This window comes from Burkholderia contaminans (assembly GCF_029633825.1).
GTDB lineage: Bacteria > Pseudomonadota > Gammaproteobacteria > Burkholderiales > Burkholderiaceae > Burkholderia > Burkholderia contaminans.
In genome coordinates this window covers 1,301,711-1,328,703 of record NZ_CP090642.1, presented here as the reverse complement: position 1 = coordinate 1,328,703, position 26,993 = coordinate 1,301,711, and the positions used below count along the sequence as shown (strand labels likewise).

Annotated in this window: 23 protein-coding genes; 21 read left to right on the top strand and 2 right to left on the bottom strand. The window is 68.2% G+C overall.

Annotated features, from left to right (window positions below; genetic code table 11):
• The first annotated feature begins 56 nt into the window (after positions 1-56).
• The 13 genes from xylF (at position 57) to LXE91_RS37990 (ending at position 13,879) form a co-directional block, all read left to right on the top strand.
• Complete coding sequence (gene xylF, locus LXE91_RS38050) at positions 57-1,085, top strand: D-xylose ABC transporter substrate-binding protein (protein ID WP_039371228.1); 1,029 nt, start codon at positions 57-59, stop codon at positions 1,083-1,085.
• Between the two features lie 66 nt (positions 1,086-1,151).
• On the top strand, positions 1,152-2,711 hold the full coding sequence (xylG, locus tag LXE91_RS38045) for a D-xylose ABC transporter ATP-binding protein (protein WP_039371225.1): 1,560 nt from the start codon (positions 1,152-1,154) through the stop codon (positions 2,709-2,711).
• On the top strand, positions 2,708-3,919 hold the full coding sequence (locus LXE91_RS38040; RefSeq protein ID WP_039371222.1) for a sugar ABC transporter permease: 1,212 nt from the start codon (positions 2,708-2,710) through the stop codon (positions 3,917-3,919). Before xylG ends, LXE91_RS38040 begins: the two co-directional genes overlap by 4 nt.
• A gap of 107 nt (positions 3,920-4,026) precedes the next feature.
• Positions 4,027-4,284, top strand: coding sequence for a hypothetical protein (locus LXE91_RS38035; RefSeq protein WP_046196870.1), 258 nt, complete (start codon positions 4,027-4,029; stop codon positions 4,282-4,284).
• A 352-nt stretch (positions 4,285-4,636) separates the two neighbouring features.
• Positions 4,637-5,314 (top strand): GntR family transcriptional regulator, encoded by a 678-nt coding sequence (locus tag LXE91_RS38030; RefSeq protein ID WP_046196864.1) that lies wholly within the window; start codon positions 4,637-4,639, stop codon positions 5,312-5,314.
• 141 nt (positions 5,315-5,455) lie between these two features.
• Positions 5,456-6,241 carry an ABC transporter substrate-binding protein gene (locus tag LXE91_RS38025; protein WP_039371210.1) on the top strand — a complete coding sequence of 262 codons (786 nt, stop codon included), beginning with the start codon at positions 5,456-5,458 and terminating at the stop codon, positions 6,239-6,241.
• An 85-nt stretch (positions 6,242-6,326) separates the two neighbouring features.
• Positions 6,327-7,025 carry an ABC transporter permease gene (locus LXE91_RS38020; protein WP_039371208.1) on the top strand — a complete coding sequence of 233 codons (699 nt, stop codon included), beginning with the start codon at positions 6,327-6,329 and terminating at the stop codon, positions 7,023-7,025.
• Complete coding sequence (locus LXE91_RS38015) at positions 7,022-7,762, top strand: ABC transporter permease (RefSeq protein ID WP_039371205.1); 741 nt, start codon at positions 7,022-7,024, stop codon at positions 7,760-7,762. Before LXE91_RS38020 ends, LXE91_RS38015 begins: the two co-directional genes overlap by 4 nt.
• On the top strand, positions 7,759-8,523 hold the full coding sequence (locus LXE91_RS38010) for an ABC transporter ATP-binding protein (protein WP_039371203.1): 765 nt from the start codon (positions 7,759-7,761) through the stop codon (positions 8,521-8,523). The genes LXE91_RS38015 and LXE91_RS38010 overlap by 4 nt, the downstream gene beginning before the upstream one ends.
• Positions 8,524-8,602: 79 nt before the next feature.
• Positions 8,603-9,973, top strand: a complete 1,371-nt coding sequence (locus LXE91_RS38005) for an aspartate aminotransferase family protein (RefSeq protein ID WP_039371201.1) — start codon at positions 8,603-8,605, stop codon at positions 9,971-9,973.
• Between the two features lie 14 nt (positions 9,974-9,987).
• Positions 9,988-11,577 carry a gamma-glutamyltransferase family protein gene (locus LXE91_RS38000; protein WP_039371365.1) on the top strand — a complete coding sequence of 530 codons (1,590 nt, stop codon included), beginning with the start codon at positions 9,988-9,990 and terminating at the stop codon, positions 11,575-11,577.
• Positions 11,578-11,622: 45 nt separating this feature from the next.
• The gene (gene speB / locus LXE91_RS37995) at positions 11,623-12,597 is read left to right on the top strand and encodes an agmatinase (protein ID WP_046196865.1); all 975 of its coding nucleotides are present in this window, start codon (positions 11,623-11,625) and stop codon (positions 12,595-12,597) included.
• A 160-nt stretch (positions 12,598-12,757) separates the two neighbouring features.
• Positions 12,758-13,879: a porin gene (locus LXE91_RS37990; protein ID WP_039355990.1), complete on the top strand. Its 1,122-nt coding sequence runs from the start codon at positions 12,758-12,760 to the stop codon at positions 13,877-13,879.
• Positions 13,880-13,895: 16 nt separating this feature from the next.
• Here the strand turns inward: LXE91_RS37990 and LXE91_RS37985 are convergent, their stop codons facing one another.
• Positions 13,896-15,005 carry a mannuronate-specific alginate lyase gene (locus tag LXE91_RS37985; protein WP_223274399.1) on the bottom strand — a complete coding sequence of 370 codons (1,110 nt, stop codon included), beginning with the start codon at positions 15,003-15,005 and terminating at the stop codon, positions 13,896-13,898.
• Between the two features lie 42 nt (positions 15,006-15,047).
• On the opposite strand from LXE91_RS37985, the gene LXE91_RS37980 reads away from it, so the two are divergent.
• The 6 genes from LXE91_RS37980 to LXE91_RS37955 all read left to right on the top strand — a co-directional run bounded on the left by LXE91_RS37980 (position 15,048) and on the right by LXE91_RS37955 (position 22,013).
• A complete protein-coding gene (locus LXE91_RS37980; RefSeq protein WP_039355996.1) occupies positions 15,048-16,538 on the top strand; it encodes a sensor histidine kinase in 1,491 nt (496 codons plus the stop codon).
• Complete coding sequence (locus LXE91_RS37975) at positions 16,520-17,902, top strand: sigma-54-dependent transcriptional regulator (protein ID WP_278068176.1); 1,383 nt, start codon at positions 16,520-16,522, stop codon at positions 17,900-17,902. Before LXE91_RS37980 ends, LXE91_RS37975 begins: the two co-directional genes overlap by 19 nt.
• A 363-nt stretch (positions 17,903-18,265) precedes the next feature.
• Positions 18,266-18,838, top strand: coding sequence for a hypothetical protein (locus LXE91_RS37970; protein WP_223274398.1), 573 nt, complete (start codon positions 18,266-18,268; stop codon positions 18,836-18,838).
• Between the two features lie 42 nt (positions 18,839-18,880).
• Positions 18,881-19,429 (top strand): hypothetical protein, encoded by a 549-nt coding sequence (locus LXE91_RS37965; RefSeq protein WP_039356005.1) that lies wholly within the window; start codon positions 18,881-18,883, stop codon positions 19,427-19,429.
• A 21-nt stretch (positions 19,430-19,450) separates the two neighbouring features.
• Positions 19,451-20,722, top strand: coding sequence for an MFS transporter (locus tag LXE91_RS37960; protein ID WP_039356008.1), 1,272 nt, complete (start codon positions 19,451-19,453; stop codon positions 20,720-20,722).
• Between the two features lie 37 nt (positions 20,723-20,759).
• Positions 20,760-22,013 (top strand): arsenic transporter, encoded by a 1,254-nt coding sequence (locus LXE91_RS37955; RefSeq protein ID WP_039356011.1) that lies wholly within the window; start codon positions 20,760-20,762, stop codon positions 22,011-22,013.
• A gap of 36 nt (positions 22,014-22,049) precedes the next feature.
• Here the strand turns inward: LXE91_RS37955 and LXE91_RS37950 are convergent, their stop codons facing one another.
• Positions 22,050-24,155, bottom strand: coding sequence for a TonB-dependent siderophore receptor (locus LXE91_RS37950; protein WP_039356012.1), 2,106 nt, complete (start codon positions 24,153-24,155; stop codon positions 22,050-22,052).
• 393 nt (positions 24,156-24,548) lie between these two features.
• Here LXE91_RS37950 and LXE91_RS37945 point away from each other — a divergent pair, with 393 nt between their 5' ends.
• Both LXE91_RS37945 and LXE91_RS37940 read left to right on the top strand, forming a co-directional pair.
• A complete protein-coding gene (locus LXE91_RS37945; protein ID WP_039356014.1) occupies positions 24,549-26,129 on the top strand; it encodes an acetolactate synthase large subunit in 1,581 nt (526 codons plus the stop codon).
• Positions 26,130-26,178: 49 nt separating this feature from the next.
• Entirely contained in the window at positions 26,179-26,991 is an 813-nt protein-coding gene (locus LXE91_RS37940; RefSeq protein WP_039356016.1) for an SDR family NAD(P)-dependent oxidoreductase, read from the top strand.
• Positions 26,992-26,993 lie beyond the last annotated feature (2 nt).

The window sequence follows — 26,993 nt, the reverse complement described above, 5'->3', positions numbered from 1 at the left end:
ATTCCGGCGGCCGCCCGCGGTTCGTGAGGTGGTTCCATAACAAGGAGTTTGGAGACATGAAAACCGTGACGCGTCGTACCGTATTGAGTTCGCTTGCCGGCGCCGCCGCGCTGGCGCTGTTCGCGCTGGGCGCACCGCTCGCGCATGCGAGCAAGGACAAACCCGAAATCGGCTTCTGCATCGACGACCTGCGCGTCGAGCGCTGGTCGCGCGATCGCGACTATTTCGTCGCGGCCGCGACGAAGCTCGGCGCGAAGGTGTCGGTGCAGTCGGCCGATGCGAGCGAGGAGCGGCAGATTTCGCAGATCGAGAACCTGATCTCGCGCGGCGTGGACGTGATCGTGATCGTGCCGTTCAATTCGAAGACGCTCGGCAACGTCGTCGCCGAAGCGAAGAAGGCCGGCATCAAGGTCGTATCGTACGACCGGCTGATCCTCGACGCGGATGTCGACGCTTACATCTCGTTCGACAACGAGAAGGTCGGCGAGCTGCAGGCGCAGGGCGTGTTCGATGCGAAGCCGAAGGGCAACTACTTCCTGCTCGGCGGCGCGCCGACCGACAACAACGCGAAGATGCTGCGCGAAGGACAACTGAAGGTGCTGAAGCCCGCGATCGATCGCGGCGACATCAAGGTCGTCGGCCAGCAGTGGGTGCCCGAATGGAGCGCGTCGACCGCGCTGCGGATCGTCGAGGATGCGCTGACCGCGAACAACAACAAGATCGATGCGATCGTCGCGTCGAACGACGGCACGGCCGGCGGCGCGATCCAGGCGCTCGCCGCGCAGCATCTGGCCGGCAAGGTGCCGGTATCCGGGCAGGACGCGGATCTCGCGGCGGTCAAGCGCGTGATCGCCGGCACGCAGACGATGACCGTCTACAAGCCGCTGAAGCTGATCGCGAGCGAGGCCGCGAAGCTTGCCGTCGATCTCGCGAAGGGCACGAAGCCCGCGTTCAACGCGCAGTACGACAACGGCCGGAAGAAGGTCGACACGGTGCTGCTGCAGCCGACGCTGCTGACCAAGCGTAACGTCGACGTCGTCGTGAAGGACGGCTTCTATACCCAGGCGCAGCTGGCGAGCCAGTAAGCGGACGACGGACGCGACGCGCAGCCGCCGCGACGGCGGCCGCGCTTACTGCGAGGCAACGAACGAATGACGGAACCCTTGCTGACGATGCGCGGCATCGTCAAGGCATTCGACGGCGTGAAAGCGCTCGACGGTATCGACCTCACCGTGCGGCCCGGCGAATGCGTCGGGCTGTGCGGCGAGAACGGCGCGGGCAAATCGACGCTGATGAAGGTGCTGTCGGGCGTCTATCCGCACGGCACGTGGGACGGTGAAATCCGCTGGGAAGGCGCGCCGCTCGAGGCATCCGGCGTGCGCGACACGGAGCGGGCGGGCATCGTGATCATCCACCAGGAGCTGATGCTCGTGCCCGAACTGTCGGTGGCCGAGAACATCTTCCTCGGCAACGAGATCACGCTGCCGGGCGGGCGCATGAACTTCTCCGCGATGGTCCAGCGCGCCGAGGAGCTGCTGCGCGAGTTGCGGATCGACTCGATCAACGTCGCGCAGCCGGTCATGAACTACGGCGGCGGCCACCAGCAGTTGATCGAGATCGCGAAGGCGTTGAACAAGGACGCGAAGCTGCTGATCCTCGACGAACCGTCGTCGTCGCTGAGCGCCGCCGAAACGCGCATCCTGCTCGACATCGTGCGCGACCTGAAGCGGCGCGGCGTGGCGTGCGTGTACATCTCGCACAAGCTCGACGAGGTCGCGGCCGTCTGCGACACGGTCACCGTGATCCGCGACGGCCGTCATGTCGCGACCGAGCCGATGGCCGCGCTGACCACCGACCGGATCATCGCGATGATGGTCGGCCGCGAGATCCGCGACCTGTATCCGCGGGAGCCGCACGAGATCGGCGAGGTCGTGCTGGAAGCGCGCAACGTGACCTGTCGCGACGTGACGAACGCGCGCCGCAAGCGGGTCGACGACGTGTCGTTCAGCGTGCGGCGCGGCGAGATTCTCGGCGTCGCCGGGCTCGTCGGCGCGGGCCGCACCGAGCTGATGCAGGCGATCTTCGGCGCGTATCCGGGCGCGTGCACGGCGAGCGTGACGATGAACGGCCGGCCGCTGTCGATCCGCTCGCCGGCCGACGCGATCCGCGCCGGCATCGCGATGGTGCCGGAGGACCGCAAGCGCCACGGCATCGTGCCGCAGCTCGGCGTGGGCCACAACATCACGCTGGCGGTGCTGCGGCGCTTCGCGGCGCGCGGGCGGATCGACGCGGCCGCCGAGCTCGATGCGATCCGCACCGAGATGCAGCGGTTGTCGGTGCGCGCCGCGCATCCGTTCCTGTCGATCGCGAGCCTGTCGGGCGGCAATCAGCAGAAGGCGGTGCTCGCGAAGATGCTGCTGACCGAGCCGCAGGTGCTGATCCTCGACGAACCGACCCGCGGCGTCGACGTGGGCGCGAAGGTGGAGATCTACCGGCTGATCTTCGCGCTTGCGAAGCGCGGCGTCGCGCTGATCGTCGTGTCGTCGGAACTGCCGGAGGTGCTCGGTCTCGCCGATCGCGTGCTGGTGATCGGTGAAGGCGAACTGCGCGGCGATTTCGTCAACCAGGGCCTCACGCAGGAACAGATTCTCGGCGCCGCGCTGAAGCCCGCGCGGCTGCCCGCCGAACCCACCGCAGCGAGTGCATCATGAATTCCGAACTTTCTTCCTCGACCCCGGCGACGCCGGATACCGATGCGCGTCGTCCCGACGGGCGTGCGCCGCGGCTGGCGTTGCGTCATATCTTCACGCGCTACAAGCTGCTTGCACTGCTGTTCGCGGTCGTCGCGATCTGGGCGTTCTTCTCGGTGCTGACCGACGGCGCGTTCGTCACGCCGCGCAACGTATCGAACCTGCTGCGGCAGATGTCGATCACCGGCATGCTCGCGTGCGGGATGGTGTTCGTCATCATCGCGGGCGAGATCGACCTGTCGGTCGGCTCGCTGCTCGGGCTGCTCGGCGGCGTCGCCGCGATCCTCGACGTCAACCGCCACTGGCCGGTCGCGGCCACGGTGCCGGTCGTGCTCGCGCTCGGCGTGCTGATCGGGCTCTTCAACGGCTGGTGGTCGACCTACCGGCGCGTGCCGTCGTTCATCGTCGGGCTCGGCGGGATGCTCGCGTTTCGCGGCATCCTGCTCGGCGTGACGGGCGGCTCGACGATCGCGCCCGTGTCGGACGGCTTCGTGTTCATCGGGCAGGGCTATCTGCCGCGCATCGCCGGCGATGGCCTCGCGGTGCTGCTGTTCGTGGTCGCGACGCTGCTGGTGGTACGGCAGCGCGGCACGCGGCGGCGCTACCGGCTCACGGTCGCGCCGTTGTGGCAGGACGTCGCGAAGATCGTCGGCGCGGGCGCCGTGCTGTTCGCGTTCGTCGCGACGCTCGACCGTTACGGCGGCATTCCGGTGCCCGTGCTGCTGCTGCTCGTGCTGCTCGGCGTGTTCTCGTGGATCGCGACGCAGACGGTATTCGGCCGGCGCATCTACGCGGTGGGGTCGAACCTGGAGGCGACGCGGCTGTCGGGTGTCGATACCGATCGCGTGAAGCTCGTGATCTTCGCGCTGATGGGGCTGATGTGCGCGTTTGCCGGCCTCGTCAACACGGCGCGGCTCGCGGCCGGGTCGCCGTCCGCCGGCACGATGGGCGAGCTCGATGCGATCGCCGCGTGCTTCATCGGCGGCACGTCGATGCGCGGCGGGTCGGGCACCGTCTACGGCGCGCTGATCGGCGCGCTCGTGATGGCCAGCCTCGACAACGGGATGTCGATGCTCGACGTCGACGCGTATTGGCAGATGATCGTCAAGGGCGCCGTGCTGGTGCTGGCGGTGTGGATCGACGTGGTGTCGCGGTCGAACCGGCGGTGACGTGCCGGTCGGTGTCGGTCGGTCGCGAGTCGATAAAGAGGAAGACCATGGAACGAAACACGATGCGCGTGCCGGATGTTGCCGTGCGGCCGGCCGGGCCGTTTGCGATGCCGGATGCCGGTTCCGTGCTGGGCCTGGATGACCCGCGCGACCGGCAGGTGATCGCGGATGCGCTGCGCGCGCTGCTGCGCGAGCGTTCCGAAGCGCTCGCGTTCGCGATGCGCATGGCCGACCAGTGCGGCCGGCCCCGGCCCGATGCGGCCGATTTCGCGCTGACCGACATCATTCGGCTCGCTCGTATCGTCGAACGGATCGAGCGGGACGGCGTGTCGAAGCGCGCTGCCGTGCCCGCGGACGCGCGCTGACAGGCCAGGCGGCCGACGCGCGGGCCGCAGGCTAAAAAAACGCCACGCATGCCGTGTGCTCAACGCGGCGCATCGAGGCGCACGCTGCAATGGGTTGATACGCCCGACGCCGGATTCCCGGCGTCGGGCGTTTTTTGTTGGCGGGTGAGGGCGCGTCAGTGCCTCGCCGATCCCAAGGGTTAACCCATATTCGACATTATTTCTGGCGTCGTATAGTGCAGCCGTAGATACAAATATCCACTATTACACAATCCTTTCATTCGGGATCGAACGGAAGTTCGCGAGCCTGCCACGCGCCTGCGCGTGCGGGCATTGCGCGGCGATGCCGACGTTCCGCGAAAGAGGTCATTGCATGAACATGGACACACGTACGCCGCCGCTGCATCCGCAATTTCCCGCCACGGCCGAGGAAGAGGCCTACGCACACGTGCTCTACCGCATCCGGATGGGAACGTACAAGGCCGGCGATCGCCTGATTCCCGAGGACATCGCCGCCGAGATCAATACGAGCCGCATGCCGGTGAGGGAGGCGTTCCGTCGGCTCGCCAGCGAAGGGCTGGTCGCGATCCGTCCGAATCGCGGCGCGATCGTGCGGGGGCTCGACGTCGACGAGATGGAGGTGGTGTTCGGCATGCGCGGCGTACTCGAAGGGCTGGCGGCGCGCATGGCGCTGCCGAACATCACGCCGCAGCATGTCGACGAATTGACGCGCCTGATCGATGCGATGGAGCGCGCGGAAGCCGACGGCCAGCAATGGGTCACCGCGCACCGCAGCTTTCACGAATATCTGTGCCGGCTGTGCGGCCGCCAGCGCCTGATCACGCAGATTGCCGGGCTGCACACGGTGGTGGAGCCGCACATGCGTCTGTGGCTCGAACTGGCCTACAAGCCGAAGACGTCGCGCGACGACCACATGGGGCTGATCGACGCGATCCGGGGCCGCGATCCTGCCGCGCTCGAGGCCGCGGTGCGCGAGCACATCGAAGCGACCGTCCCGGCCTTGCGCGACTGGATGACGGGCGGGCACTGACGGAAACAGGACGAGGCGACGGCTGTCGCCTCGTGCCTGTCGATAAGTCATCCGAACGAATTGTCGGACAAACAACCTGCAACACGATCACGCAATCATTTCCCACGAAACACGTTACGGAGTGTCGATATGAAACGACCCATGATGAGATTCCTGCTGCTCGTCGCCGTCCTGCTGGCGGCCGCGCAGGCCCAGGCGAAAGAGTGGAAGGACATCCGGATCGGCTATGAAGGCGCGTACCCGCCGTTTTCGTCGATGCAGCCCGACGGCACGCCGGTGGGCTTCGACATCGACGTCATCCATGCACTGTGCGCCCAGATGCACGCCAATTGCACGCTGGTTCAGATCGGCTGGGACGGCCTGCTCCCCGCGCTGATGGCCGACAAGGTCGACGCGATCGTCGCGTCGGTCGCGATCACCGCCGAGCGCAAGCAGAAGGTCGCGTTCACCGACAAGTACTACAACACGCCGCGCCGGCTGGTCGTCGCGAAGAACAGCCCGATCAAGGACGCGACGCCGGCGGAACTCAAGGGCAAGCGCGTCGGCGTCCAGCGCGGCACGCTGGCCGACAAGTACGCGAGCGCGTACTGGGTGCAGAACGGCGTGCAGCTGGTGCGCTATCCGACCCAGGACGAGGTCTATCTCGATCTGCGTTCGGGCCGCATCGATGCCGCGTTGCAGGACGCGACCGCCGCCTATTCCGCGTTCCTGACGAAACCGGAAGGCGCGAACTTCAAGTTCGTCGGCACGCCGATCGTCGGGACGACGCCCGAGCAGAAGACGCTGCTGGGCGAGGGCTACGGCATTCCGGTGCGCAAGACCGACGACGATCTCCGGCAGCAGCTGAACCAGGCGATCACGGCCATTCGCGCGAACGGCGTGTATCAGTCCATCGAGAAGAAGTACTTCGATTTCGACATCTACTGATCGTCGGGCGATCGGCATCGCGCCGGCGCGCAGGGATGCGCCGGTGCGGCCGGGCCGAACCCCGACAGCGCGGGAAAGGAGCGTCATGTCCGCATTACAGCAATACCTGCCGGCCCTGTTGCGCGGCGCCCAGGTGACGATCGTGCTCGCCTTGCTGTCCGTCGCGCTCGCCGTGTGCATCGGCATCGCGGGCGCGATGGCCAAGCTGTCGGGCTCGCGCGTGCTGGTGTCTGCCGCCACCGCGTATACCACGCTGATTCGCGGCGTGCCGGAGTTCGTGATGATGTTGCTGGTGTTCTATGGCGGCCAGATCGTGCTGAACCGTCTGTCGGCCGCGTTCGGCTTGCGTGCGCCCGACGTCGACGCGTTCGCCACCGCGGTGCTGACGATCGGTTTCATATTCGGCGCGTACTACACGGAGACGTTCCGTGGCGCGATCCTCGGTGTGCCGCGCGGCCAGATGGAGGCGGCGCGCGCATACGGATTCTCGGGCTGGCTCGCGTTTCGCCGCATCCTGTTGCCGCAGATGGCGCGGCTCGCGTTGCCCGCCGCCCTGAACAACTGGCTGGTGCTGCTCAAGACCACGGCGATCGCGTCGCTGATCGGCCTGCACGACGTGATGTTCATCTCCGACCAGGCCGGCCGCACGACCCAGGCGCCGATGACGTTCTATCTCGCGGCCTGCGCGGTGTATCTGCTGGTGACGTCGGGATCGACGGCGTGCGCGGCGCGTGCCCGCGTGCGCCTGAACCGCGGCATGCGCGAGGGGAGGCTGCACGGATGAGCCATGAACAATGGATGTCGCTGCTCGGTGCGTACGCAGGCGGGCTGTGGGTGACGGTGCAGCTGACCGTGGGTTCGCTTGCTCTCGGGCTGCTGCTCGCGATTCCGCTCGCCGTGCTGCGCGTGTCGCCGAACCGCTTCGTGCACGGCCCGGTGGCGGTCTATACGTGGTTCATGCGCGGCACGCCGTTGCTCGCGCAACTGATGATCGTGTATTACGGCTTCGGCCAGTTCCAGTGGGTGCAGGACGCGTGGCAGCGCGGCAATCCGCTGCTGTTGCTGCTGCGCGATCCGTTCGGCTGCGCGATGATCGCGCTGACGGCGAACACCTGCGCGTACACCGTCGAAATCCTGGCCGGCGCGATCCGCGCGACCGCATACGGCGAAATCGAAGCGGCGCAGGCGTACGGGATGTCGCGTGCGACCGCCTGGCGCCGCATCGTGTTGCCGTCGGCACTGCGCCGGTTCCTGCCCGCGTACAGCAACGAAGTCATCCTGATGCTGCACGGCACGTCGCTCGTCAGCGCGATCACGCTGATCGACCTGACGGGCGCGGCGCGCGATTTCTACGCGAACTATTACGCGCCGTTCGAGGCGTTCATTTCGGTCGGCACCGTCTATTTCGCGTTGACCGGGCTCGTCGCGCTGCTGATCCGCGCAACCGAGCGCCGGCTGCTCGTTCACTTGCGGCCGCTGCCGCTTTCCCCGCTCGCCCAATCGCGGAGCCACGCCACATGAATGCACTGTCCGTCGAAAATCTTCACAAGCGCTACGGCGACAACGAGGTGCTGAAAGGCGTCTCGCTGGCCGCCAACCCGGGCGACGTGATCAGCGTGATCGGTTCGTCGGGGTCCGGCAAGAGCACGCTGCTTCGATGCATCAATTTCCTGGAATCGCCTTCGTCGGGCCGCGTCTCGCTCGGCGGCGGCGAGGTCAGGACGTCGGTCGACCGCAGCGGCCAGATCAGGATCTCGGATCCCGTCCAGTTGCGCCGGATGCGCACGCGGCTCGCGATGGTGTTCCAGCATTTCAATCTGTGGGCGCACATGACGGTGCTGCAGAACGTCGTCGAGGCGCCGCTGCGCGTACTGAAGCTCGGCCGCGCGGAGGCGCGCGAGCGGGCGGCGCGCTATCTCGAGCAGGTGGGCATGACGCGTTTCGCCGATGCGTATCCGGCGCACCTGTCCGGCGGTCAGCAGCAGCGTGTCGCGATCGCCCGCGCGCTCGCGATGGAGCCCGACGCGCTGCTGTTCGACGAGCCGACGTCGGCGCTCGATCCGGAGCTGGTCGGCGACGTGCTCAAGGTGATGCGCGATCTCGCGCGCGAAGGCCGCACGATGATCGTCGTCACGCACGAGATGGGCTTCGCGCGCGAAGTGTCGAACCACGTGATGTTCCTGCACGAGGGCATCGTGGAGGAGGAAGGCCATCCGCGCGACATATTGAAGACGCCGAAAAGCGGGCGATTGCAGAAGTTCCTGTCCGGCGGGCTCAAATAGCGGGAACGGGCGGCCTGTTCAGGCCGGTGCCGTACACGCAGGACACGACCATGGAAGAGACGAAACCAGGAAGGTACTCATGCACACTCTGAAGCAGAACGACATCGATCACGTCCTTCATCCGTACACGAACCTGAGCCGCCATCGCGATGTCGGGCCGATGGTGATCGAGCGCGGCGAGGGCGTCTACGTGTACGACACGGAAGGCAACCGCTATATCGAGGCGCTGAGCGGCCTGTTCTGCGCGTCGCTGGGGTTCAGCGAATCGCGGCTCGCCGACGCGGCGGACCGGCAAATGCGCAAACTGCCGTTTTATCACGCGTTCGGTCATAAGTCGTCCGAACCGTCGATCCTGCTGGCCGAGAAACTGATCGCGATGGCGCCCGTGCCGATGTCGAAGGTGTTCTTCGCGAACTCGGGCTCCGAAGCCAACGATACCGCGATGAAGCTGATCTGGTATTACAACAACGCGCTCGGGCGGCCGCTGAAGAAAAAGATCATCGCACGCACGCGGGCGTACCACGGCGTGACGATCGCGTCCGCGAGCCTGACCGGCCTGCCGAACAACCATCGCGACTTCGACCTGCCGATCGATCGCATCCTGCATACGGATTGCCCGCACTACTACCGCCATGCGCTGCCGGGCGAATCGGAGGAGCAGTTCGCGACGCGCTGCGCCGAGTCGCTCGAGCAACTGATCCTGCGCGAAGGGCCCGACACGATCGCCGCGTTCTTTGCCGAGCCGATCATGGCGTCGGGCGGCGTGATCGTCCCGCCGGCCACCTATATGGAGAAGATCCAGCGCGTGCTGAAGCGGTACGACATCCTGCTCGTGGCCGACGAGGTCATCTGCGGGTTCGGTCGCACCGGCAACATGTTCGGCTCGGAAACTTTCGGCATGCAGCCCGACATGATCGTCGTCGCCAAGCAGCTGTCGGCCGGCTACCTGCCGATCTCGGCGCTGATGGTCAACGATGCGATCTATCGCGCTCTCGTGGCCGAAAGCGAGAAGATCGGCACCTTCGGCCACGGCTTCACGTATAGCGGCCATCCGGTTTGCGCGGCCGTCGCGCTCGAGACGCTGCGCATCTACGACGAAGACGGCGTGCTCGACCACGTGCGCAGCGTGATCCCGCACTTCCAGCAGCGCGTGGCCGATCTCGCCGAGCATCCGCTCGTGGGCGAAGCACGCGGGGCCGGGCTGCTCGCGGCGGTCGAGCTGGTCGCCGACAAGGCGACGAAAACGCCGTTTCCGCCGTCCGAAGGCGTGGCCGCCCATGCCGGCGAGCGGGCGCTCGCGTACGGCGTGATCACGCGCGCGCTCGGCGATGCATTCAATTTCTGCCCGCCGCTGATCATCACGCACGACGAAATCGACCAGTTGTTCGATGCGTCGAAACGCGCGCTCGACGACACGCTCGCGTGGCGCCGGTCGCTGGCCGCCCGCTGAATCGGGAGCACACCATGAGGAATTTCGAACAACCGGGCCGCTCGCTCGTGATGTCGACCGGCGCGATGGCCGCGACGTCGCATCCCGCGTCGACGCTGGCTGCCGTCCGGATCCTGGAAGCGGGCGGCAACGCAATGGACGCCGCGATTGCCGCGTGCGCGGTGCAATGCGTCGTCGAGCCGGGCTCGACCGGCATCGGCGGCGACTGCTTCGCGCTCTATTCGCGCGGCGGCGGCGACGACATCGTCGGCTTCAACGGGTCGGGCTGGGCGCCGGCCGCCGCCAGCGTCGAGCGGCTGAGCGCGCTCGGTGTCACGTCGATCGAGCGCCACTCGCCGCACGCGGTGACGGTGCCCGGTGCGGTCGACGCATGGGCGACGCTCGCGCGCGACCACGGCTCGCTGCCGCTTTCCGCGTTGCTCGCGCCGGCAATCCGGTTCGCCCGTGACGGCTATGCGGTCGCGCCGCGCGCGGCGGCGGACTGGGCGCATCAGGCGCAACTGCTGTCGCTGGACGCGACGAGCCGCGCGCAGATGCTGGTGGCCGGCCACGCGCCGCGGGCAGGCAGCGTGCATCGGCAGCCGCTGCTCGCACGCACGCTCGAGGCGATCGCGCAAGGGGGCCCGCGCGTGTTCTACGAAGGCGGGGTCGCGGAGGACATCGTGGCGCGCCTGCGCAGCATGGGCGGCTTGCATACGATGGACGATTTCGCGGCGTTCCATGGCGAATACGTGACGCCGATCACCGCGCGCTTTCGCGGCTACGACGTGCACGAGTGTCCGCCGAACGGGCAGGGCGTCATCGCGCTGCTGATGCTGAAGCTGCTCGAAGGCTTCGACGCGAACGACGATCCGCTCGGCGCCGAGCGCCTGCACCGCGAGATCGATGCCGCACGGGTCGCGTATGCGCTGCGCGACGTGCTGCTGGCGGATCCGCGCCGGCGGCCGATGGACGTCGAGACGCTGTTGTCGGAGGCATCCGTCGAATCGCTGCGTACGCGCATCGCGGCGCTTCACGCGCTCGGCGCGCCGGTCGCGGCGACGGTGGAGCACAAGGATACGGTGTACATCTGCGTGGTCGACAAGGATCGCAACTGCGCGAGCTTCATCAATTCGCTGTTTCATCCGTTCGGCAGCGGCATCATGTCCGCTCAAACGGGCGTGATGCTGCACAACCGGGGCCAGAGTTTCACGCTCGAAGCCGGCCACCCGAACGCGATCGCGCCGCGCGCGAGGCCGATGCACACGATCATTCCCGGCATGGTGACCCGCGACGGCAAGGTGCAGATCACGTTCGGCGTGATGGGCGGCCACTATCAGGCGATGGGGCATGCGCACTTCCTGTCGAAGGTGCTCGACTACGGCCTGGACCTGCAAACGGCGATCGACCTGCCGCGCATCTTTCCGCGGCCGGGCACCGATCAGGTCGAGGTCGAATGCACGATGCCCGCGGGAGTGCGCGAAGCGCTCGCGCGTCGCGGCTTCAACGTCGTCGCGCCGAGCTGGGCGATCGGCGGCGCGCAGGCGATCCGGATCGACTGGGAGGCCGGCACGCTGATCGGCGCGTCCGACCATCGCAAGGACGGCTGCGCGCTGGGCATCTGATACCGGAGTGCGCGTTATCGGCACACGAAACAGGGGTAACGCATCATGCAGAAGCAGCCAGTCGTGCGCGGTGACGGCGCGATCCGTCGCGAATCGCCCTATGGTTCGTCGAAGGAGAACACCTATGCGGGCGTGGTGTCGTTCATGCGGCGCCTGTATACGAAGGAACTGGCAGGCGTCGATCTCGCGGTGACCGGTGTGCCGCTCGATATCGCGACGACCAACCGTCCGGGCGCACGGCTCGGCCCACGCGCGATCCGTGCGGCGAGCAGCCAGCTCGGCGTGCTGCTGCCGTATCCATGGGGGATCAATCCGTTTGACGACTATGCGGTGATCGACTACGGCGACTGCTGGCTCGACGTGCACAATCCGTCGACCGTCAAGGAGACGATCGTCACGCATGCGCGCACGATTCTCGATGCCGGTGCTCGGATGCTGACGCTCGGCGGTGATCACTACATCAGCTACCCGCTACTCGTGGCTCATGCGGAAAAGTACGGCAGGCCGCTTTCATTGATCCATTTCGATGCGCACTGCGATACCTGGCCCGACGATCAACCGGACAGCCTCAATCATGGGTCGATGTTCTACAAGGCGATCAAGGACGGGCTGATCGATCCCGCCCACTCGGTGCAGGTCGGCATCCGCACGTGGAACGACGATTTCATGGGCGTGTCGGTGCTCGATGCGGCTTGGGTGCATGAGCACGGCGTGAACGCGACCATCGCGCGCATCGTCGAGATCGTGGGCGCGCGGCCGGCTTATTTCACCTTCGACGTCGACGGGCTCGATCCGGCCTTCGCGCCCGGCACCGGCACGCCCGTGCCGGGCGGCCTGTCGAGCGCGCAGGCTCTGTCGATCATCCGCGGGCTCACGTCGGTCGACCTGGTCGGCGCGGACGTGGTCGAGGTCGCACCCGCCTACGATCATGCGGACATTACCGCGCTGGTCGCCGCGCACGTGGCGAGCGAGCTGATCTGCCTGTTCAGGCATCGCGCTCGCGCGGCACGGCACAGGTAGAGCCTCGGGGCGCGCCGGCGCTACGTGTCGCCGTCGCGTTCCGCCGAAACGCAGCGACCGGTATCGCCTTCATCAATTCGTTATCCAAATCAAATGACGAATGATGTCTGAAGCACGTCAATCAGATGGATCAACCCCGCAACGACAGGAGAGAAAGGCAATGAAATGGATCGCATCGACCACCCTCGCATGCGCGGCCGGCATATGCGGCAACGCATTCGCGCAAAGCTCGGTCACGCTTTACGGCGTCATCGACGAATCGATTCAGTACACGCACAACACCGGCGGCGCGAGCAACCAGGTCAAGCTGCAGTCGGGGCAGATGTCCGTCAGCCAGTGGGGGCTGAAAGGCACCGAGGATCTCGGCGGCGGCCTGAGCGCGCTGTTCAACCTGCAGAACGGCTTCAACGTGAACAGCGGCAAGATGAGCGGCGGCCTGCTGTTCGGGCGCAAGGCGTTCGTCGGGCTGGCGGGCGGGTTCGGCACGGTGACGGCCGGCCGTCAGCAGGATACGTTGCAGGATCTGGTGTTGACGGTGCAGGGCAACAATTTCCTCGAGTACTTCACGGCGCCCGGCGACGTCGACAATGCCGACGGCTCGGTTCGCAACAGCAATGCGGTCAAATGGGTGAGCCCGTCGTGGGGCGGCCTGCAGGTGGCCGCGATGTACGGGTTCGGCGGCGTGGCCGGCTCGGTCGGCTCGGGGCAGGCGTACAACGCGGCGATGTCGTATACGGCCGGGCCGTTGACCGTCGCGGCCGGCTACGCGCATCTGGACAACGGGAACGCGGTGCTGTCGACGCGCGGCGCAAGCAGTGCCGATACGATCTTCCTGTCGCCGGTCAATAACGCGTACGCGACGGCCAGCGCGGTGAATATCGCGCGCGCCGGCGTGAGCTACGTGCTCGGCGCATTCACGGTGGGCGGCCACTACAGTTATGCCGAATACCTGCGCGACGGGAATTCGACGTTCGGGACGGCCGAGCGCTACAACAACGGCTCGGTGTTCGTCGCGTGGCAGGCTTCGCCCGCGCTGCTGTTCGAGACGGGTTACAACTACCTGAAATCGCACGGCGATTCATCGGCCACGTACCAGCAGGTCACGCTCGCGGCCGACTACGCGCTCAGCAAGCGCACCGATCTCTACGCGACGGTGAGCTACGGGCACGCGTCGGGCAGCAACGGCGCGGGCCCGGCGCAGGCGGTGATTGCGGACGCCTACATCGACGGCGGCAAGGCGACCCAGGAGCTTGCGATCGTCGGCATTCGCCACCGCTTCTGATCGAATGCGCCGCGCGTCATGGCAGCGGCGCGCCCCATGCCGCCGTCACGTCGCCGCCGAGCCGCCATTCGCTGAACGGGCGGCGCGGCGCGATGATCGCCGGCAGGCGGCGATCGTGAAAGCGCGCGTAGTACGGCTCGACCCAGCTCAGTTCGTCGCGGAACGTCCACGGAAACAGGTCCTGCTTGACCGGCGTGATCTTCGTGAAACTCGCGGGGTCTTCCACCGCGTCGATCACGAGGTTCGCGAGGCGGCCGATCGCACCGTCGTTTTCGCGGTAGAGATCGATGTTGCGCCGCTGAACGAGTTCGGCCGCGAACACGAGCGGCAGCAGCGCAAAGGTGTGATAGTGGAGCGCGCGGTCGCCGCGCTTGACCTCGCGCTCGAGCGAGCCGTCCGGGCGGATGTCGCGAATGCCTTCGCGCACCCGCAGCAAGCCGGAATCGATCAGGCTGGCATTATCAGTGACGGTGCCGATCGCGATCAGGTTGAGCCCGGCCCAGTACACAAGATTGTTGTGCAGGTGGTTGATCGCTTCCGCATTGCGGGTCGCGATCGCGATGCGTTCGAGCCATGGGTCGATCGCGTTGAATTTCCCGCGGTTCGCTTCGCGCAACCCGCGCGGCATGCGCAGGATCACCATCGCGAAATCGGTGCCGGCCCACGAGCGCTCGTAGTAGCCCTGATAACCGGAGATCGCGCCCATCAACGCATCCGATTGCGCCCAGCTGTCGAGCAGCGTCAACGCGCACGACCAGTCGCCATGATCCGCCGCCGTGTTCAGCTTCGCGACGAAGTCGCGCATCGGCTTCACGTCGCGCGCATAACCGGTGGGGTCGTCGTAGTAGCCGGGCGGGTCGATCGTCCGCACGGGAGCAGGCACTTCGCATGCGTGGCTGGCGGAGGCCGTGCCGACGAGCGTACCGACGGCGAACAGGACAGCGGACAAGATTCGAACGGAACGGGCGCGCATGGGGGGCTCGACGGTGATGTTTCGGGGTGGACGCTGGACCGAAGGCAGTCTAGCGCCCGAGGCTTTCGCCCGGCTTTCCGGGGTGAGCCGGTGCCGCCGGCCCGGCGGGCCACCCGTGCGACGCATGGCGATCGCGGCGGCTTCGCATGACATGCAATACGTTATTCTGTCGTACTCACCCGCCAGCCCGATCCGATGAAGCGTCCGTCGTTTTCCACCCAACTTGTCATGCTCTGGGCACTCGTCGCCGCGCTGTGCGCGACGCTGGTCGCGGTCGTCTGGGTCACGGCGAGTTCCGCCGAGAGCCAGCAGGTCGCCGGCGCGAAGGCCGCCGGCGCATCGGCATGCGAGGCGGTCGCGTCGCGTTACAGCGCGTCTTCAGCGTCGCCAGGCGCCGGGCCCGCCCCGGACCTGATGCACGCGATCCTCGACATCGTGCTCTCCCGTGCGCCCGACATGGAAGGCGGGTTCTGGATGCCCGGCGCCGCCCCGGCGGCAAGCGGCTTTCTCGCGTATTCCTTTCCCACCTACCAGGGCAGCGGCGTCAAACGCGACGTTCCGGAAGCGGAAACGCCGCTGATCCTCCGCACGCTGCGCGCCGCGGCCGCGACGCATGCCGCGACGGCGAACGTCGTCGAAGGCGCGCAGGATGCCGTGGTCGCGGCGGCTTGCCCGGTACGCGGCGGCTCGGGGCTGTACGTGTGGATGCTCACACGTGCGCGCCCGCCGCTGGGCCGGCACGGCGAACTGCTGGCCACGGGCCTCGCGGCCGTGCTTGCCGTGATTCTGGCGATCGCGGCGGCGCTGGCCGTGGCGCTGCGCCGATGGAAGCGCAATCTCGCGCGGATCGAGAGCGGGCTGGGGCCCGACGGTCGCGAGCATCACCTGCCGTATGTCGGCGAGCCCGATCTCGACCGCGTCATCGATGCGTTCAACGAGCGGGCGCGGCGCGCGGACCTGCTGCAACAGCAGGCCGACGAACTGCGCACGCGCCTCGCGCAGGCCGAACGCTTCGGCATGCTGGGGAAGCTTGCCGCGCAGGTCGCGCACGAGATTCGCAATCCGATGGGCGCGATGCGGCTGAAGGCGGAAAACGCGCTGGCCGGCGATGGCCGGCGGCAGCAGGACGCGCTGCGCGTGATCCTCGCGCAGATCGAGCGCATCGATGCGCAATTGTCGAGCCTGCTCGCGCTGACGCAGCCGGTGCGCCCGCATGCGACACGGGTCGACGTCGACGCGTGGCTCGCGCAGGTGGTGGACGCGCACCGCGAGCTGGCACAGCGGCAAGCGATCGACCTGACGCTGTCGCTCGCGGGGCAGGGCGAGCGGCTTGCGTGGCCGTCGGATTTCCCCGCGTTCGATCCCGACCAGATGCGGCGCGCGCTCGACAATCTGCTGCTCAACGCGCTGCACCACGCGGGCGACGGCGGCGCGGTCACGCTCGCCGCCGAGCGGCGCGCGTTCGCCGGGCGCGACTGGCTGTGCCTCACCGTGTCGGATAGCGGCCCCGGCGTGCCGGCCGCGCAGCGCGAGCGGATTTTCGAACCGTTCGTGACGGGTCGCGCGGATGGGACGGGCCTCGGTCTTGCCGTCGTCCGCGAAGTGGCGGCGGCGCACGGCGGGCACGCGCGCCTCGACGGGGCCGCCGCATTCGTGATTGAAATTCCATGGCAAACATCCTCATAGTCGACGACGACGCGGCCTTTCGCGACGGCCTCGCCGAAACGCTCGCCGATCTCGGTCATCGGGCCGTCGAGGCCGCAACCGGTCGCGCCGCGCTCGGCACGCTGCGCGACGGCGGTGGCGTCGAATGCATCTTCCTGGATTTCCGCCTGCCGGATCTGGACGGGCTGGCCGTGCTCGCGCAACTGCGCGACGATCCCGCGCTGGCCGCGATTCCGGTCGTCATGCTGACGGCCCATGCGACCAGCGACAACACGATCGAAGCGATGCGGCTCGGCGCATTCGATCACCTGACGAAGCCGATCGGGCGTCGCGACATCGCGCAACTGCTCGAACGCGTCGTGTCGGCGAATCAGCCGCCCGCGCTCGCGACCGCGCCGCCCGACGGTGGTTTCGCGGGCGAACCGTCGGCGGACCGGCCGCGACTGCTGGGCGTGAGCGCCGCGATGCGCGACGTGCAAAAGCAGGTCGGCCGCGCCGCGATGAGCGACGCGACCGTGCTCCTGACCGGCGAGACGGGCACGGGCAAGGAGGTGGCCGCCCGCGTGCTGCATGCGGCATCGGCCCGGCATGCGGGGCCGTTCGTCGCCGTGAACTGCGCGGCCATTCCGGCCGATCTGCTCGAAAGCGAGTTGTTCGGGCATCGTCGCGGCGCGTTCACGGGCGCGCATGCCGATCGCGCGGGGCGCCTGGTCGAGGCCGACGGCGGCACGCTCTTTCTCGACGAGATCGGCGACATGCCCGCCGCGATGCAGGCGAAGCTGCTGCGCGCGCTGCAGGAGCGCCAGGTGACGCCGCTCGGCGCGGATCGCGCCACGGCAATCGACATTCGCGTCGTGGCCGCGACGCACCGCGACCTCGCTGCGGCCGTCGCGAACGGCACGTTCCGCGAAGATCTCTTCTATCGGCTGAACGTCATTCCGCTGCACCTGCCGCCGCTCGCGGAGCGTGTGGCCGACATCCTTCCGCTCGCCGCGCATTTCCTGCGCAACGCGGCAGGCATGCGCGCGCTGCATCTGACGAACGACGCGCAGCGCGCGCTGCTCGATCACCGCTGGCCGGGCAACGTGCGGGAACTGCGCAACGTGATGGAGCGGGCGGCCGCGCTCGCCCCCGGGCCGGCCGTCAGCGCGGCCGATCTCGGCTCGGCCGCCGTGCCGGCGCGCGAACCGGGCGCCGATGCGGTGCCGGCGCACCTGCTCGACATGCCGCTGACCGATGCGCTGGCGACGGTCGAGCGCGCAGCCATCCTGCACGCGCTCGAGCGTGCGAACGGCAACCGCGCGGAAGCCGCGAGGCAGCTCGGCATCGGCCGCCAGTCGCTCTATGCGCGCATGGCGAATCTCGGGATCGAGCGCGACGGCTAGCCGCGCCATTTCGACTGTCGGGAATGCCGACATCCGGTGACGCGACGTGTCGGGAAATCCGACATGTTTCGCACGCGTCGTCGTTCGGCGCATGGCCACGCGGGGCGTTGCGGGTTGGCACGGGTATTGCGGATATCGAGGCATCGCAACCCGTCGCCGGAGCCCGTCATGAAGTCGTACCTGCCTGTCGTTCGATCGCGGCCGCCGTGCCGTGCCGCCGTGCGCCGCTCGTCTCGCATGCTCTGCGCTGCCGCACTCGTTGCCGTCGCAACGGTCAGCCTGGCGCAGGTGCCGCCGGCGCCGCGCGCGGACGACCCGGCCGGCGCCATGCCGCCGCCTGCTCCTCCTCGGCCCCGCGCGCTTGTGCCTGCCGTACCCGGAAACGACACCGCATCGAATGCGCTGGTGTCGGGCACGCTGTCGCGCCTGACGATCAATCCGGAAGGCACCGTCGACGGCTTCGTGCTCACCGACGGCACGCTCGTCCGCCTGCCGCCGCATCTCGGTTCGCAACTGACGGCGCTCGTGAAGACGGGCGACCGCGTGACGGTAGCCGGCGAGCGACGCGTCGACGATGAAATCCGTGCCCGCGTGGTCCGCAATGACGGCAGCGGCGCGTCGCTGTCCGATCAGCCGCGCGCGCCCGTCGCGCCCATGCTGCGCGGCGTCAACCTCGCCCGCCTGAGCGTGTCCGGCGTCGTGCGCCGCGTGACGCGGGCGCCGCGCGGCGAGCCGGACGGCGTGATGCTCGACAGCGGGGCGATCGTCAAGCTGACCGTTCCGGCCGCCCAGCAATTCGGTGCGCTGCTCGCCCCCGGCGAGCGCGTGGCCGCGGTCGGCTACGGCACGCGCAACGCGTACGGCGAAGCGCTGCAGGCGACGGCGTTCGGCGCGCCGGGCCATGTCGTGAATCTCTATGACGATGTCGCGCGCTAATCGCGCGGCGCTATTCCGCAACTCATCGAAAGGAGTCCTGCCATGCATTGGATCGATCCCGCCTGCCTGCCCGAAACGCGCGGCCGCGTCACCCAGTTCCTGCTCAATCCGCACGGAGACATCGACGGCCTGATCCTGAACGGCGACCTGCAGGTGCACGTGCCGCCGCATCTGGGCCGCGAACTGGTACGCCGCGTCGCGGTCGGCGACCGCATCCGCGTGCGGGGCGTCAAGCCGCGTCGCGCGGAGATCATCGCGGCCGTGCAACTGACCGGCCGCGACGGCGTCGATATCGTCGACGACGGGCCCGCGCACGCTGCACCGCCGAAGCCGACGCACCCCGCTCGACAACCGATGGAATCGAGCGGCGAAGTCGCGTTCGCGCTGCATGGCCCGAAAGGCGAGGTGAACGGTGCGTTGCTGACGAGCGGCGTCGCGTTGCGGGTGCCGCCGCATGCGGCTGAGGCGCTGCACGAATATCTGCGTCCCGGGGTCCATGTGCAGGCGTGGGGGCACGGCGTCGTCACGCCGCACGGCACGACGCTCGACGTGAGCGAGATCGCCGAGCTCGTCGATGCGGATGTCGAATGAGCGAGCGACGGTGACACGACCATGAGACCGGCGCGCGCGCTCGAAGCGCTCAACTTCTTCCTGGCCGACGTGCAGGCCGGCATCGGCCCGTTCATCGGCGTCATCCTGCTGTCGCGCGGCTGGGGCGCCGATGCGATCGGCTCGGTCATGACGCTGGCCGGGCTCGCCGCGATGGCCGCGACGCCGTTGGCCGGCGCGCTCGTCGACGCGGTGCGCGCGAAGCGGGCGCTGATCGTCGCGGCGACCGCGGTGACGGCGCTTGCGTCGCTGGCGATGATGTTCGTCCACGGCTATCCGGCGGTGGCGGCGTCGCAGATCGTGGCGGCGGTCAGCGGCGCGGTGCTCGCGCCGGCCGCCGCGGGCGTAACGCTCGGCATCGTGCGCCGGCAGGGTTTCGACCGGCAGTTCGGGCGCAACCAGATGGCGAACCACGCCGGCAACGTCGCCGGTGCGGCGCTCGCCGGGTGGCTCGGCTGGCATGTCGGATTCGACGCGGTGTTCGCGCTGGTCGGCGCGTTTACGGTCCTCGCCGTCGTGAGCACGCTGGCGATTCCCGGGCACGCGATCGATCATGCGTCCGCACGGGGTCTCGATCCTGCCGGTGCCGCACCGGGAACGGAAGCTGCGCATCCGCATGCGTCGGACGCGGTGTCGGCGTCGACGTCGCGCGTCGGCGGCCTGAGCACGCTCGCCGAGAACCGGCCGCTGGTGCTGCTCGGCGCGTCGCTCGCGCTGTTTCATCTCGGCAACGCCGCGATGCTGCCGCTCTACGGGATGGGTGTCGTCGTCACGCAGCGCAGCAATGCGAGCGCGTTCACCGCACAGACGATCGTCATCGCGCAGTGCGTGATGATCGCGGCGGCGTGGCTCGCGCCCCGGCTGATTCGCTCGCACGGTTACTGGCGCGTGCTGCTGTTCTCGTACCTCGTGCTGCCGGTGCGCGGGCTGGTCGCCGCGGCGTGGATGAGCGAAGCGGGCGTGTGGCCGGTGCAGGTGCTCGACGGCATCGGCGCCGGGCTGCAAAGCGTGGTCGTGCCCGCGCTCGTCGTTCACCTGCTACATGGTTCCGGCCGCGTGAATGCCGGGCAGGGCGCCGTCGCGACCGCGCAGGGTATCGGCGCGGCGCTCAGCCCGGTGCTGGGCGGCGTGCTCGCGCAACACTTCGGCTATCCGTCCGCGTTCGTCGTGCTGGGCGCCGTGTCGACGGGCTCGCTCGCGCTGTGGCTCGGTCATGCACGCTCGCTGAGCAGCGTGTGCGGCAAGCCCGCCGATCTATCGGCGACATCGTCGTGAACGCGATGTCGATTCTCATGCCTCTATCGACTTGCCCATGAATCCTGTTTCGCTTGCATGGCTGATTTCCGCGCTCGCCACCGCGGGCGTCATCACACGTCCGTTCGGTTGGCCCGAAGCCACGTGGGCCGTGAGCGGCGCGCTACTGCTGGTCGTGTTGAACCTGTTGCCTGCTGCCCAGGCGCTGGACGCCGTCGCAAAAGGCGGCGACGTGTACCTCTTCCTGACGGGCATGATGCTGCTGTCCGAGGCGGCCCGTCGCGAGGGGCTGTTCGACTGGGTCGCGACGCACGTCGTCAATCTCGCGCAGGGCTCGCCGCGGCGGTTGTTCGCGCTGATCTACGGCGTCGGTGTCGTCACCACGGTGTTCCTGTCTAACGACGCGACCGCCGTCGTGCTGACGCCCGCGGTCCTGGCCGCCGCGCGCCGCGCGAAGGCCGACCCGATGCCGCTGTTGTACAGCTGCGCGCTCGTCGCCAATGCCGCGAGTTTCGTGCTGCCGATTTCGAATCCGGCGAACCTGGTACTGTACGGTGCGCACATGCCGGCGCTCGGCGTCTGGCTCGCGCACTTCGCGGCGCCGTCCGTCGCGTCGATCGTCTGCACGTTCGTGATGCTGCGGATTGTGCAGCGACGTGCGCTGTCCGGCCATTGCGAGTCCGCGCTGCCGGTGCAGCCGCTGACGCGCGGCGGGCGCATCGCGCTCGCGGGCATCGCCACAACGGCCGTCGCGCTGATGGCGGTGTCGGTCGCCGATCGCCCGCTCGGGTTGCCGACCGCGCTGGCGGGCGTCGTCACGGTCGCGTGCGTGGCGATGCGCGATCGCGCGGCGTGCGTGCCGATCGTTCGCGAGATTTCATGGAGCGTGTTGCCGCTCGTCGCTGGGCTGTTCGTCGTCGTCGAGACGCTCGACCGGACCGGCGCGGTGCGCGCGCTGGCGGGCCTGCTGCACATGCTGATGCAAAGCGGCGAGCACGTCGCCGCGGCCGTGGCCGGCGTCGCGGTCGCGCTGGTGTCGAATGCGGTCAACAACCTGCCCGCCGGGCTGATCGCGAGTTCGACGATCCACGCGGCGCACAGCCCGCAAACGGTGGTCGACGCGATTCTGATCGGCGTGGATCTTGGCCCGAACCTGTCGATCACCGGCTCGCTCGCGACGATTCTGTGGCTGGCGGCGATCCGGCGCGAAGGGCTGCAGGTCGGTTTCCGCGAATTTCTCGCGGTCGGCGCGTGCGTGATGGCGCCTGCGTTGCTGCTCGCGCTGGGCGCGCGGTTCGTGGTCGGCGGCTGACGCGCGAAGCGCGTCGCGTCAGCCGCCCCGGCCGGCCTAGAACGAGTACGCGAGCGACGCGAACAGGCTGCGCGGCGCGCCCGGCGTGACCCACAGGCTGTTGTACGAGCTGACGTAGGTGGTGCGATTGAACAGGTTGTTCAGGACTACGGACGCACGCAGGTGCTTGTTGACCTGAAGATAGCCGTTGAGCTGGACGGTCGCGTAGGCCGGCAGTTCGAAACCGTCCTGCGTGTTGGCCGTGTTGCCGGCGCGGCGGCCGACATAGATCACGCCCGCGCCGGCGCCGGCCTTGTCCGCGAACGGCAGGGTCGTCTCGTACATCAGCAGCGCACTGCCGCTCAGGCGCGGTACGTCGACGAGGCGAGAGCCGGGCGCGAGCACGGTATCGCGCGTGACCTCGGCGTCGACGTACGCGAAGTTCGCGATGCCGCGCAGGCCGTGACCGAGGTCGCCGCTCCATTCGAACTCGATGCCGCGGCTGCGCACTTCGCCGGCCGCGCGCGAGAAACCGGCATTCGCCGGATCGGCGGTGAGCACGTTGCGCTTGGTCACGTAGAACGCCGAGACGGTCGTGAGCGAGCGCGCGCCGGCCCATTTCGCGCCGGCTTCGTAGCCGTGGCCTTTCTCGGGATCGAACGCGTTGCCGCCGACGTCGGCGCCGTTGTTCGGCCGAAACGAGTACGCGGTGTTCGCATAGAACGACCACGCGGGGCTCATTTCGTACACGACGCCGATACGCGGGCTCACCGCGGTCTGCAGCTGGCTCGTCGTCACGCTCTTCAGGCGGTTGTCGATCGACTGGTGGAAGCGATCCCAGCGCAGCCCGGCCAGGATCTTCCAGTGCGGCCCGAACGCGAGCGTGTCCTGCGCGTAGACGCCTTGTCCGTTATCGCGTTCGAGCAGGTTGGTCGCGGTGCGCGGTGTCGGCGCGGGCTGGCCGTAGACCGGATCGAAGATGTCGATCGCATACGGCGCCGCGGCGCTCGGCGTGGAGCGCGTGACGAACTGGTCATAGTTGAAGCGGTACGCATCGACGCCCATCACGAGCGTATGGCCGATGCTGCCCGTGCGGAACGAGCCGGCGGTTTCGAGGCGGCCTTGCAGGTCGTTCGAGTGAAACGCGACTTGCCGGTAGCGGCGCCACAGCGTGCGACCGTCCGGCTGCAACGCGAATGCTTCGGACGAGCGCCCCGACAGGTCGGTGTTGCGTTGCGCGACGCCGGCATTGATCGACCAGCTGGAATCGAGGCGATGCTCGAGCGTGAACTGGTGGCCCGTGTTGCGCACGTCGTAGTCGCCGTCGCGCGGCTCGCCGAGGAAGCGCGACGCGGGGATCACGCCGAGCTGGCCGTTGACCGCCAGCACGCCGCGATCGAGCGGGGCGCTCTGACGCGCGCTCTCGAATTCGTAGTGGAGCGTCGTGTCCGCGCCGATGTCCCACGTGAACGACGGCGAGAACAGGTAGCGTTTGCTCGATACCGTGTCGCGGAAGCTGCCGTTGTTCTCGTTCATCGCGACGAAGCGGTACGCGAGCGATTTCGTGACGGGGCCGGTCGAATCGAGGGTCTGGCGCAGTGCGCCGTAGCTGCCGGCCGACACGCCGATGGTGTTCGCGCGGGCGAACTGCGGCTGCTTCGTCGTATAGCTGATGATCCCGCCCGGGTCGCCGCGGCCATACAGCGCGGACGCCGGCCCCTTGAGCACTTCCATGCGCTCGAGGTTGACGGTGTCGCGCGGCACGCTCATTCCGCGATTCCACGAAAAGCCGTTGACCAGGTAGTCGGTGCCGGACGTGTTGCCGTCGCCGGCGAAGCCGCGCACCGCGTAGTTGTCCCACAGGCCGCCGAAGTTGTTCTGGCGCGACACGCCCGCGACCCAGTCGTAAAGATCGTCGCCGCGCGTGGCGGCCACGGTCTGGATCAGCTTCGTATCGACACTGCTGACCGCGAACGGAATCTCCATCACGTCCGCCTCGCTGCGCGTCGCGCTCGTCGATTCGCGCGTGCGAAACGGCGCCGTCGCGCGTTGCGCGGACACCTCGATGGTCGGCAGCGCCGTCTCCTGCGCGTCGGCGGCGCCCATGCCAGCCGTGCCGACGACGATGGCCATCGGTGCGGCCGCCCAATTTCTCCTGCTCATACCCCTCCCTTTTTGTGTCGTTCGCGTTCGGGCACGGCGGGCGGCCTTGCGCCGGCATCTGTGTTCCAAACAGTACATTTGGGCGGCAATTTAATGCAAATGAGAGGCATTTGCAATCGTAATTTTGAGCGTGGAGGCGCGGGGTGAAACGGTGCACGGCGCGGGCGCGGTCAATGTGGCGGGGCAATTTATTGAAATTCCGAATGGTGGGAAACAAATCGCGTCGCGAGGGCGATCGGATAACGTCGTCACCTCGTTGTCGCGCGAAATAGTCGCGAAATTTCGGGTAAACGAGATCCTTCGTGGATCGCGAAAGTGAAATGGACCGTTTGACAAATCCCGTAATTCGGGATTACAGTAAAAACATCTCAGCCAAACCCGTCGAGCAGCCGCATGAACATCCCACAGTTGGACAGCGATACCGAAGCAAGAAGCGGGGCGAGCGTCGTGCTCACCACCGCGCGAGACGCGGGCGTCGACGTCTGTTTCGCCAATCCCGGCACGACCGAGATGCCGTTCGTCGGTGCGCTCGATACCGTGGCCGGCGTGCGGTCGATCCTCGGGCTGTTCGAGGGCGTGTGCACGGGCGCGGCCGACGGCTATGGCCGCATGACCGGCAAGCCCGCGATGACGCTGCTGCACCTCGGGCCCGGCCACGCGAACGGCATTGCCAACCTGCACAACGCGCGCCGCGCCCGCACGCCGATCCTGAACATCGTCGGCGATCACACGCGCGAGCATCTGAAGTACGACGCCCCGCTGACGTCGGACATCGAATCGCTCGCCCGTCCGGTGTCGGTGTGGTATCGCAGCGTGGCGCGCGACACCGATCTCGCGACCGATACGGCCGACGCGATTTCGGCCGCGATGGGCGCGCAACGCGGCGTCGCGACCCTCGTGCTGCCGGTCGATCTTCAGTCGGCCAGCGTGCGCGGCGCGGCGTGGCCCGCCGTCGTGCGCCCGGCCGCGGTGTCGTTCGATGCCGCTCGGGTCGAACAGGTCGCCGATCTGCTGCTCAGCGGTCATCGCGCCGTCCTGCTGATGGGCGCCCGCGCGCTGTCGGCGCGCGGGCAGCGGGCGGCGGCGCGCATCGCGGCGGCCACCGGCGCGACCTGCTTCAGCGAGACTTTTCCGGCACGGGCGGAGCGCGGCGGCGGCCTGCCGGACATCGACCGCCTGCCTTACTTCCCCGAGCCGGCGCTCGCGGCGCTGGCCGGCCGGCGCGTGGTGCTGGCCGGCGCGCTCGCGCCCGTTACCTACTTCGGCTACGAGGGCATTCCGGGCGAACTCGCGCGGCCCGAGGACATCGTGACGCTCGCAACGCCCGGCGACGCGGCGGACGACGCGCTGGAGGCGCTGGCCGATCGCATTGGCGCGGCGGGGAACGACGTGGGTGTGCACGTCGAGCGCTGGCGCGTGGAGGACGGCCCGCTCACGCCGCAGGCCGTCGGCCGCGTGCTCGCGAATGCGCTGCCCGACGATGCGATCGTGTCGATCGAAGGCGGCACCTGCGGCTACCCGTTCGTGACCGCATCGGCGCGCGCGCGTCGTCACACCATTTTGACGAACACGGGCGGTGCCATCGGCCAGGGCCTGCCGGTGGCGCTCGGCGCCGCCGTCGCGTGCCCGGAGCGCCGCGTGTTCGCGCTGCAGTCCGACGGCAGCGCGCAGTACACGATCCAGTCGCTTTGGACGATGGCGCGCGAGCGTTTGCCGATCGTGATGCTGATCGCATCGAACCGGCGCTACGGGATCCTGCAGACCGAACTCGCGCGCAGCGGCCTGCCGGCCGACACGCCGCACGCGAGCCGCCTGACGCAACTGGACGATCCGCCGATCGACTGGCTCGCGTTGTCGCGCGGCTACGGCGTGCCGGCCCAGCGCGTGAGCGACGTGCATGTGCTGGCGCAAGCGCTCGACGACGCACTCGCGCATACCGACGGGCCGACGCTCATCGAAATGCAGTTGTCCTGATCGCGCCACCGGCTCCTTTCTTCAATCCCGACTCTCACCTTTCATCGACATGGATCTGCAACTGCACGGAAAAGCCGCGTTCATCACCGGCGGCAGCATGGGCATCGGCAAGGCGGTCGCGCTCGAACTGGCGCGCGAAGGCGTCAACGTCGCGATCGCCGCGCGGCGCATCGAACATCTGGAAGCGGCGGCCGCCGAGATTCGCACGGCGCTCGCGCCGCTCGGCGACGCAGCCGGCACGATCCTGCCCGTCACGGTGGATACGACCGACATGGCATCGATCGAAGCGGCGATGGCCGCGGGCGTCGAGCGCTTCGGCCGGCTCGACATCCTGCTGAACGGCGCCGCGCATCCGGGCGGGCTCGTGCGCGCCGAACTCGAACACGCGGATCCGCAGGGACTGCTGCAGGACATCGACATCAAGGTGGTCGGCTACCTGCGTTGCGCGAAGGCGGCCGCACCGTACATGCGGGCCAACGGCTTCGGCCGGATCGTCAACATCGGCGGCCTGACGGGCCGCGGCAGCAAGCAGCTGTCCGGCATGCGCAACGTGGCGATCGTGCACCTGACCAAGACGCTGTCCGACCAGCTCGGCCCGTTCGGCATCACGGTCAACACGATTCATCCGGGCGTCGTCGAAACGCCGCACATCCACGAGCTCTACGAGAAGGAAGCGCAAAAGCAGGGGCTCACCGCCGCGGAAGTCGAGGCCAACTACGTGAAGGTCACACCGATCCGCCGCGTGCTGCAGCCGGAAGAAATGGGGTGGATCGTCGCGTTTCTCGCGTCGCCGAAGTCCGGCTCGATCACCGGCGAATCGATCGGCTGCGACGGCGGGCTCACGCGCGGCATTTTTCTCTGACA